The 8,848-nt window shown below is 53.7% G+C and carries 5 protein-coding genes, 2 tRNA genes and 3 rRNA genes; all 10 read right to left on the bottom strand.

Annotated elements, in window-relative coordinates:
* Nucleotide 1 precedes the first annotated feature (1 nt).
* Nucleotides 2-118: ribosomal RNA gene (rrf, locus tag DXA66_RS12775) — 5S ribosomal RNA — on the bottom strand.
* A gap of 127 nt (nt 119-245) precedes the next feature.
* Nucleotides 246-3,080: ribosomal RNA gene (locus tag DXA66_RS12770) — 23S ribosomal RNA — on the bottom strand.
* Between the two features lie 207 nt (nt 3,081-3,287).
* Nucleotides 3,288-3,364 (bottom strand) — tRNA-Ile (locus DXA66_RS12765).
* A 3-nt stretch (nt 3,365-3,367) separates the two neighbouring features.
* Nucleotides 3,368-3,443: transfer RNA gene (locus DXA66_RS12760), tRNA-Ala, on the bottom strand.
* 121 nt (nt 3,444-3,564) lie between these two features.
* Nucleotides 3,565-5,075: ribosomal RNA gene (locus DXA66_RS12755) — 16S ribosomal RNA — on the bottom strand.
* The 16S, 23S and 5S rRNA genes sit together here with 2 tRNA genes alongside, the layout of an rRNA operon.
* Nucleotides 5,076-5,514: 439 nt before the next feature.
* Nucleotides 5,515-6,186: a sigma-70 family RNA polymerase sigma factor gene (locus DXA66_RS12750; protein ID WP_005945487.1), complete on the bottom strand. Its 672-nt coding sequence runs from the start codon at nt 6,184-6,186 to the stop codon at nt 5,515-5,517.
* A gap of 27 nt (nt 6,187-6,213) precedes the next feature.
* Entirely contained in the window at nt 6,214-6,648 is a 435-nt protein-coding gene (gene spoIIAB, locus DXA66_RS12745) for an anti-sigma F factor (RefSeq protein ID WP_118529244.1), read from the bottom strand.
* 3 nt (nt 6,649-6,651) lie between these two features.
* A complete protein-coding gene (locus DXA66_RS12740) occupies nt 6,652-6,969 on the bottom strand; it encodes an STAS domain-containing protein (RefSeq protein ID WP_118529243.1) in 318 nt (105 codons plus the stop codon).
* A 96-nt stretch (nt 6,970-7,065) separates the two neighbouring features.
* Nucleotides 7,066-8,331: a folylpolyglutamate synthase gene (locus DXA66_RS12735; RefSeq protein ID WP_097776627.1), complete on the bottom strand. Its 1,266-nt coding sequence runs from the start codon at nt 8,329-8,331 to the stop codon at nt 7,066-7,068.
* Nucleotides 8,332-8,334: 3 nt separating this feature from the next.
* Complete coding sequence (locus DXA66_RS12730) at nt 8,335-8,847, bottom strand: VanZ family protein (RefSeq protein ID WP_101956512.1); 513 nt, start codon at nt 8,845-8,847, stop codon at nt 8,335-8,337.
* Nucleotide 8,848 lies beyond the last annotated feature (1 nt).

The raw sequence follows: 8,848 nt of genomic DNA, 5'->3' as shown, positions 1-8,848 counted from the left end.
AAGTCGGCGACTACCTATTTTCACGCGCCGTTTCCAGCGAACTATCTTCGGCACAAGTGAGCTTAACTTCTGTGTTCGGAATGGGAACAGGTGGAACCTCACCGTCATCGACACCGACCGATCTGACTGGCCTAGTATAACATGTTTGTTGTACTTTGTCCAGTGTTTCTTAGAAGGACGTGCCTTCAAAACTGAATAATCACTGCTTACATTTTTTCGTTGACTCTCAGAGTCTCAAGCGAATTGTGGTCAAGCCCTCGACCTATTAGTACACGCTTGCTGAATGGATCGCTCCACTTACACATCGTGCCTATCAACCTTGTAGTCTTCAAGGGGTCTTACTTGTTTGAAACAATGGGATATCTTATCTTTGGGTCGGCTTCACGCTTAGATGCTTTCAGCGTTTATCCGATCCGTACATAGTTGCCCAGCTATGCTCTTGGCAGAACAACTGGTGCGCCAGAGGTACGTCCGCTCCGGTCCTCTCGTACTAGGAACAGCTCCCATCAAATATCCTGCGCCCACGACAGATAGGGACCGAACTGTCTCACGACGTTCTGAACCCAGCTCGCGTACCGCTTTAATTGGCGAACAGCCAAACCCTTGGGACCGAATACAGCCCCAGGATGCGATGAGCCGACATCGAGGTGCCAAACCTCCCCGTCGATGTGGACTCTTGGGGGAGATCAGCCTGTTATCCCCAGGGTAACTTTTATCCGTTGAGCGATGGCATTTCCACTCACATACCACCGGATCACTAACTCCAACTTTCGTTACTGCTCGACCCGTCAGTCTCGCAGTTAGGCTCGCTTCTGCGTTTGCACTCTTTTGCTTGATTTCCGTTCAAGCTGAGCGAACCTTTGAACGCCTCCGTTACTCTTTAGGAGGCGACCGCCCCAGTCAAACTGCCCACCTAACAATGTCCCCCGCCTTGATTCAAAGGCGCAGGTTAGAATTCCAATATCGCAAGGATGGTATCCCAACGGCCACTCCACAAGCGCCAAAGCACCTGCTTCCCAGTGTCCCATCTATCCTGTGCATGCAACATCGAAACCCAATATTAGGCTACAGTAAAGCTCCATGGGGTCTTTCCGTCTTGTCGCGGGTAACCGGCATCTTCACCGGTACTACAATTTCGCCGGGCGGGCTGTTGAGACAGTGCCCAAATCATTACGCCTTTCATGCGGGTCAGAACTTACCTGACAAGGAATTTCGCTACCTTAGGACCGTTATAGTTACGGCCGCCGTTCACTGGGGCTTCGATTCAATGCTTGCACATCTCCTCTTAACCTTCCAGCACCGGGCAGGCGTCAGCTCGTATACGTCATCTTTCGATTTAGCACAAACCTGTGTTTTTGGTAAACAGTTGCTTGGGCCGATTCTCTGCGGCTGCATTGCTGCAGCACCCCTTCTCCCGAAGTTACGGGGTCAATTTGCCGAGTTCCTTAACAACCCTTCTCCCGTTGGCCTTAGAATCTTCTTCCTACCTACCTGTGTCGGTTTGCGGTACGGGCACCGCAGAAATACACACAGCTTTTCTCGCCATCTTCCATCCCGGACTTCGGTACTAACTTCCCTCGATCGCTACCGGAACCAACACCCGGCTCCGAGACTTCATATGTGTCCCTGTGTTTAACTCTTTTGGTGGTGACGGAATCTCTACCGTCTGTGCATCGGCTACGCCGTTAGGCCTCACCTTAGCTCCCGACTGACCTGGAGCGGACGAACCTTCCTCCAGAAACCTGAGGCTTTCGGCCATGCAGATTCTCACTGCATTCGCGCTACTCATTCCGGCATTCTCACTTCTATACACTCCACAGCCGCTTGCGCTACTGTTTCACCGCATATACAACGCTCCCCTACCCAGCATGTAAACATGCTGCCTAAGCTTCGGTGTCAGGTTTAGCCCCGTTAAATTCTCCGCGCAAAGACGCTCGACCAGTGAGCTATTACGCACTCTTTGAATGAGTGGCTGCTTCTGAGCCAACATCCTGGTTGTCTGCGTATCTTCACATCGTTTTCCACTTAACCTGACTTTGGGACCTTAGCTGTAGATCTGGGCTGTTTCCCTTTTGACAATGACATTTATCTGACACTGTCTGACTCCCAAGCATCAATACTCTGGCATTCTGAGTTTGATAAGCTTCGCTAACCTCTCGGCCGCTAGGCTATTCAGTGCTTTACCTCCAGGTATCTAACTTGAGGCTAGTCCTAAAACTATTTCGGGGAGAACCAGCTATCTCCGGGTTCGATTGGAATTTCTCCGCTACCCACAGTTCATCCGCCGCCTTTTCAACGGAGGTCGGTTCGGTCCTCCATGGAATTTTACTTCCACTTCAACCTGACCATGGGTAGGTCACCCGGTTTCGGGCCCATTATATGCAACTTAACGCCCTTTTCAAACTCGCTTTCGCTTCGGCTCCAGACCTTAAGTCCTTAACCTTGCTGCATACAATCGCTCGCCGGACCGTTCTACAAAAAGTACCCTATCACACATTGACGTGCTCTAGGTGCTTGTAGGCACAGGGTTTCAGGTTCTTTTTCACTCCCCTCCCGGGGTGCTTTTCACCTTTCCTTCACAGTACTATACGCTATCGGTCACTGGGTAGTATTTAGGGTTGGAGGGTGGTCCCCCCGTATTCCGACCAGGTTTCACGTGTCTGGCCGTACTCTGGAATTCGCTCGGCTCTTGTCGTTTTCACCTGCGTGTTTCTCACACTCTCTGACCGGCCTTCCCATGCCGTTCGGTTAACAACTTAAGTCCTAAAGGCGCTCCGTACCCCGAAAGTATTTCTACTCTCGGTTTGCCCTCTTCCGCGTTCGCTCGCCACTACTTACGGAATCTCGTTTGATGTCTCTTCCTCGCCCTACTTAGATGTTTCAGTTCAGGCGGTTCCCTCGATATACCTATTTTGAAGTTCAGTATAACGTACCTGAGTATGAACCCAGGTGAGTTTCCTCATTCAGAAATCTCCGGATCAATGCTTATTTGCAGCTCCCCGAAGCTTATCGCAGCTTATCACGTCTTTCATCGGCTCCCAGTGCCAAGGCATTCGCCCTGCGCCCTTGTTCGCTTGACCTTTCAAACGTTCTCTTAAGAACATTTGGTATCCTCTTGATTCTCTCTTGCCAACGAAGATTATTGTTACCCTTCCTTTTGAAATTGCAATATTTCTTAAAAAAGAACTTACTATAATCTTTGTTTCGCAGTTATTATTCAGTTTTCAAGGTACGTCTTGGTGATGTTCCTCAAAGCCCGGTCTCCCGGAACTTTGATTTTCATCACATGGTGGGCCAAAATGGACTCGAACCATCGACCTCACGATTATCAGTCGTGTGCTCTAGCCAGCTGAGCTATTGGCCCATGTGGTGGAGATTAAGGGAATCGAACCCTTGACCCCCTGCTTGCAAAGCAGGTGCTCTCCCAGCTGAGCTAAACCCCCACATTAGGAATTGAGTTCCCTTTTCAGGGCCCTCAAAATCGAACAATATCTACTCTACTCGTTTGTTACCTGTCCAAGGACTATCCATCTTTTGATGTCCTGTCCTTGCCTGACTCCTTAGAAAGGAGGTGATCCAGCCGCAGGTTCTCCTACGGCTACCTTGTTACGACTTCACCCCAATCACCAGTTTTACCTTCGGCGGCGTCCTCCTTGCGGTTAGACTACCGACTTCGGGTCCCCCCGGCTCTCATGGTGTGACGGGCGGTGTGTACAAGGCCCGGGAACGTATTCACCGTGGCATGCTGATCCACGATTACTAGCAATTCCGACTTCGTGCAGGCGAGTTGCAGCCTGCAGTCCGAACTGGGACGTTGTTTCTGAGTTTTGCTCCACCTCGCGGTCTTGCTTCTCTTTGTTTAACGCCATTGTAGTACGTGTGTAGCCCAAGTCATAAAGGGCATGATGATTTGACGTCATCCCCACCTTCCTCCGTTTTGTCAACGGCAGTCTGGCCAGAGTCCTCTTGCGTAGTAACTGACCATAAGGGTTGCGCTCGTTGCGGGACTTAACCCAACATCTCACGACACGAGCTGACGACAACCATGCACCACCTGTCTCCTTGCTCCGAAGAGAATACATATTTCTATGTCTGTCAAGGGATGTCAAGACTTGGTAAGGTTCTTCGCGTTGCGTCGAATTAAACCACATACTCCACTGCTTGTGCGGGCCCCCGTCAATTCCTTTGAGTTTCAACCTTGCGGTCGTACTCCCCAGGTGGATTACTTATTGTGTTAACTGCGGCACTGAAGGGGTCAATCCTCCAACACCTAGTAATCATCGTTTACGGTGTGGACTACCAGGGTATCTAATCCTGTTTGCTACCCACACTTTCGAGCCTCAGCGTCAGTTGGTGCCCAGTAGGCCGCCTTCGCCACTGGTGTTCCTCCCGATATCTACGCATTCCACCGCTACACCGGGAATTCCGCCTACCTCTGCACTACTCAAGAAAAACAGTTTTGAAAGCAGTTTATGGGTTGAGCCCATAGATTTCACTTCCAACTTGTCTTCCCGCCTGCGCTCCCTTTACACCCAGTAATTCCGGACAACGCTTGTGACCTACGTTTTACCGCGGCTGCTGGCACGTAGTTAGCCGTCACTTCCTTGTTGGGTACCGTCATTATCTTCCCCAACAACAGGAGTTTACAATCCGAAGACCTTCTTCCTCCACGCGGCGTCGCTGCATCAGGGTTTCCCCCATTGTGCAATATTCCCCACTGCTGCCTCCCGTAGGAGTCTGGGCCGTGTCTCAGTCCCAATGTGGCCGTTCAACCTCTCAGTCCGGCTACCGATCGTCGCCTTGGTGGGCCATTACCTCACCAACTAGCTAATCGGACGCGAGGCCATCTCAAAGCGGATTACTCCTTTTCCCTCTGCTCGATGCCGAGCCGTGGGCTTATGCGGTATTAGCAGTCGTTTCCAACTGTTGTCCCCCTCTTTGAGGCAGGTTCCTCACGCGTTACTCACCCGTTCGCCACTCGCTCGAGAAAGCAAGCTCTCTCTCGCTCGTTCGACTTGCATGTGTTAGGCGCGCCGCCAGCGTTCGTCCTGAGCCAGGATCAAACTCTTTATAAATGATATTTATCACTTAAAAGTGTTAAATCTTGTTCGCTCAGCACGCAATCGTTTGCGTCCTGTGTGAATTACTTTTGGAATTGTTTTTAGTGTTTTTCCAAACACTTAAAAGGTTCCTTACAAGTTTTTCGATATTGTTCAATTTTCAAGGTCCTGTGCGCCTCAGCCTTGCGGCTGAAAGCTTATTTATTTTATCACTTTCGTGATAAGTTGTCAAGCACTTTTTTGAATTATTTTTGAGTTTCTTGTCGAAGCTCATCGATTCTTCACGTTAGGACGTTCCTTCTGAAGTGTTTCATTCTGTCGGATGTCCGCCTGACAGTAATGTATTTTAGCACAGCCTTTTGCAAAAAGCAAGCATTTTCTTCATATTTTTCGCAAAAATCTGGCTTTTGGCTTTTTGCCCAGTTTTTTCCTTTTAATCTGGAAAGTATGACATCTAATCTTCTAAAAGTCGGCGGCGCAGCTGCACCAGTATCTTGCGTTCCCGCCGGGAGATCTGCACCTGTGTGGTATGCAGCACCTTTGCAGTTTCACTCTGGGTCTTGTTGCCATAAAACCGCAGGCGGATCAATTGCCTGTCCTGTTCCGGCAAAGCGTGAAGCACTTCTTCCAGACTGATACGTTCTGCCAATGCTTCTTCCGGGGATTCTACTGGAATATCCATCTGCCGGTCCTCTTCTTCATTTTCCGGGGTCAGGCTCATGGCGGGCTGTGCCGCCTGAATGGCAAGTGTGATGTTCTCTGCAGGTTCATTCAATTCTTCCGCCAGCTGAGAAAGAGTCGGCTCCGTACCGCACACTTTCATGTGATGCTCCCGTGCCGCCTGTACGCGCATCCCCAATTCTTTTAAGGAGCGGCTCACCTTGACTGTGCCGCTGTCCCGGAACAGCTTTTTGATCTCGCCTAAAATTACCGGCACTGCATAGGTAGAAAAGCATACGCCGCGGCTCTCATCAAAATTATCGCAGGCTTTTACAAGTCCCATGCATCCGGCACTGTACAGGTCATCGTACTCTATGCCCCGCCCGCGGAAGCGCCCGGCGCAGGCGTGCACCAGCCCCAGATTCTGCTCAATGAATGCGTCCCGCCGGGTCTTATCCGATACCATGCTCCTGCCTGCCTTTCCTGTTATGTATCATTCTCTCTGGGCCAGACGCTTGATGAGCAGCACCTTTGTACCCTTGCCGGGCTTTGAGATGACCTTGACCTTATCCATAAAGCTCTGCATCACCGCAAAGCCCAGCCCGGAGCGTTCCTCCGGGTTTCCGGTGGTGAACAGCGGTTCCATGGCCTGCGGGATATCCGGGATGCCGATGCCCTTATCTGCCACCGTGATGTGCACCTCCCGCCCGGGATAGACTGCAATGCTCATGGTCACCGGCCCGATGTGGTCCGGGTAGGCATGGACGATGCAGTTGGTCACCGCCTCAGACACTGCCGTTTTGATATCGGCCAGCTGCGGCACGGTGGGGTCGTACCGGGCAAGAAAGGCCGCCGCTGCGCCCCGGGCATAGCTTTCGTTCACACTGAGGGAATCGAACTGGATCTTTGTTGTGTTTTCCGCTTTCATGGTTTATTCCTCCTTCTGTCCTGCATCCGTGCAGGGGATGCGCGCCAGCTGCAGCACCTTTGCCAGCTGGGACGGTGTGTGCTGCACCCGCAGTGCCGTGCCCAGTGTGCGGGCAATGCGCTGCCGCCCCAGGATCAGCCCTACACCGGATGAATCCATAAATCCGACCCCGCCAAAATCCAGGATCATGGTCTGCGGGGCACGGCTGACCAGTGCATCATCCAGCTGGATGCGCAGGCTTTGCGCCGCATCGTGATCGATCTCGCCCGCAAGGTAGGCATAAAGCACATTGCCCGCCGGGCTGAAGCTCACCGTTGCCATGGTTTGTCCATCTCCTTTGCCAAAAATAAAAAGATCCCGTACACATGGTTTCAGTGTACGGGATCTTTCGTTTATTTTTTAGGGAAGCGTGTCGGCTCAGCTGTTCACCAGCAGTTCGGCCGCTTCCAGCGCGGCAGCTTCACCGCCGCAGACCAGCAGACCGCGGCGGGTGTTGGCATGAGCCAGCTCCACTGCTTCGGCAATGCAGGTGCACATCTCGGCATCAAAATGATATTTTGCCTTTTCGGTCAAACGGGCCGTCATCTCGTCATCGCCGCCTGCCGGGGTGACAAGATACACCTTATCAAAGGGGTTCTCACTCATGCCGGGCATGGTGGACTTATCCTTTTTCTGCTCTTCAGGGGTCAGGCCGGTCTCCAGTGCGGAGAAGAACGCTTCGGCTCCCTCCTCCTCTGCCAGACCGATGATGGCGCTCATATGGCGCACCTTGGCCATGTTAAGCACACGCAGCAAGGCTGCTGCCTGCTGCGGGGTGCGGCAGGCATCCAGAATGATGAGTGGGCGCTGCGAGATGACCCGGATGCTGCTGCGGTTCTCCACCGCAGCCAGACCTTCCAGAATGGCATCGTCGGTAATATCAAAGCCCTTGCGGCACAGCGCCAGCGAAAGCTCCACAGCCATGGCAGCGCTGCCCGCCGCATGACGGCCCAGAAAAGCCAGCGGCACGGTATATCCGCCGTAGTCCACCTTGCTGGCAAACTTTTCTGCCTCCAGAAAGGTGATATCCTCCGGGTCCGGCACCACCAGCTCACAGCCGCACTTGCCTGCGGCCACGATCAGCTCGCTGAGCACAGACTTGGGCTGCTCCGGCGCAGTGACGCAGATGCTTTCCTTGCGCATGACACCTGCTGCCAGAGCCGCAAGGCGCTCCACCGAGCGGCTTACACCGTCCGGGCCGACCGAGGTGACGGCGCACACCGGCATGCCGGGCAGCGCTTCCGCAAGGCCCGCATCCGGCAGTTCCACCACGGCCAGCGTGCAGCCCGCTGCGCCAAAGCAGTTGGCCGCAGCGGCCAGCTCCGCTGCATCCTGCGGCAGGGCTTCGGCTGCGGAAAGGGCATCCGCAGTCAGCGCCAGCAGGCCCTCGTCCACCGGGGCATCATCGATGCAGATGCGCTCCGACAGCGGGCGGCACCCGGCATGGTACAGGCCGGCATGGATCCCCTGTGCGTGCAGGATGGCCGCCAGCAGGCGGGCCGTCACGGTCTTGCCTGCCGTGCCTGCCACGCCCACGAACTGCACCTTCTGCACCGGCGCGGTGAACGCGGCGCGCAGCTGTTCGGTGGAGGCAAAACCGTCCGGCAGGGCGGCAAAATACTGATTTGCCTGTTCGATGGTCATTGGTTACTCCTTATTACGATGATTGAACAACAATCTGCACAGCGCCATGAGCACCAGCGCCGTAAGGATGCCCGCCAAGACACCGGCTGAATCCAGCCACACATCGGTGACCTGACTGCTGCGTCCGGGCGAAAAGATCTGGATGGTCTCATCGGTCAGCGCAGTGAGCACGCCGCCCAGCATTGGCACGCTGATGTGCCAGATATACTGCCGGGTATACACCCGCATACACAGCATGAGCAGAAAGCCCTCCAGCATATACTCGCAGAAGTGTGCCAGCTTGCGCACGATGTGGTCGGTCAGGCGCTGGGCAAGGGCCGGATGGCCCAGACGGCGCAGAGCCGCCTGCAGCAGAGTGAGCACCCGGCTGCTGGACACAGTAGACACCGAGGCGATCTTCATGGAATTGGAAAAGATGAACGCGATGCAGCCGATGAGAGCAAGGGTAAAGATCACCCGCCCTGCGGTCACCCACGGCGAAGTGCGCTGTGCGCTGCTGTTATATTCCCCGCTCAAA

The sequence above is a fragment of the Faecalibacterium sp. OF03-6AC genome (genome assembly GCF_003478175.1).
GTDB lineage: Bacteria > Bacillota > Clostridia > Oscillospirales > Ruminococcaceae > Faecalibacterium > Faecalibacterium taiwanense.
This window is presented reverse-complemented; position numbering and strand designations above follow the sequence as displayed.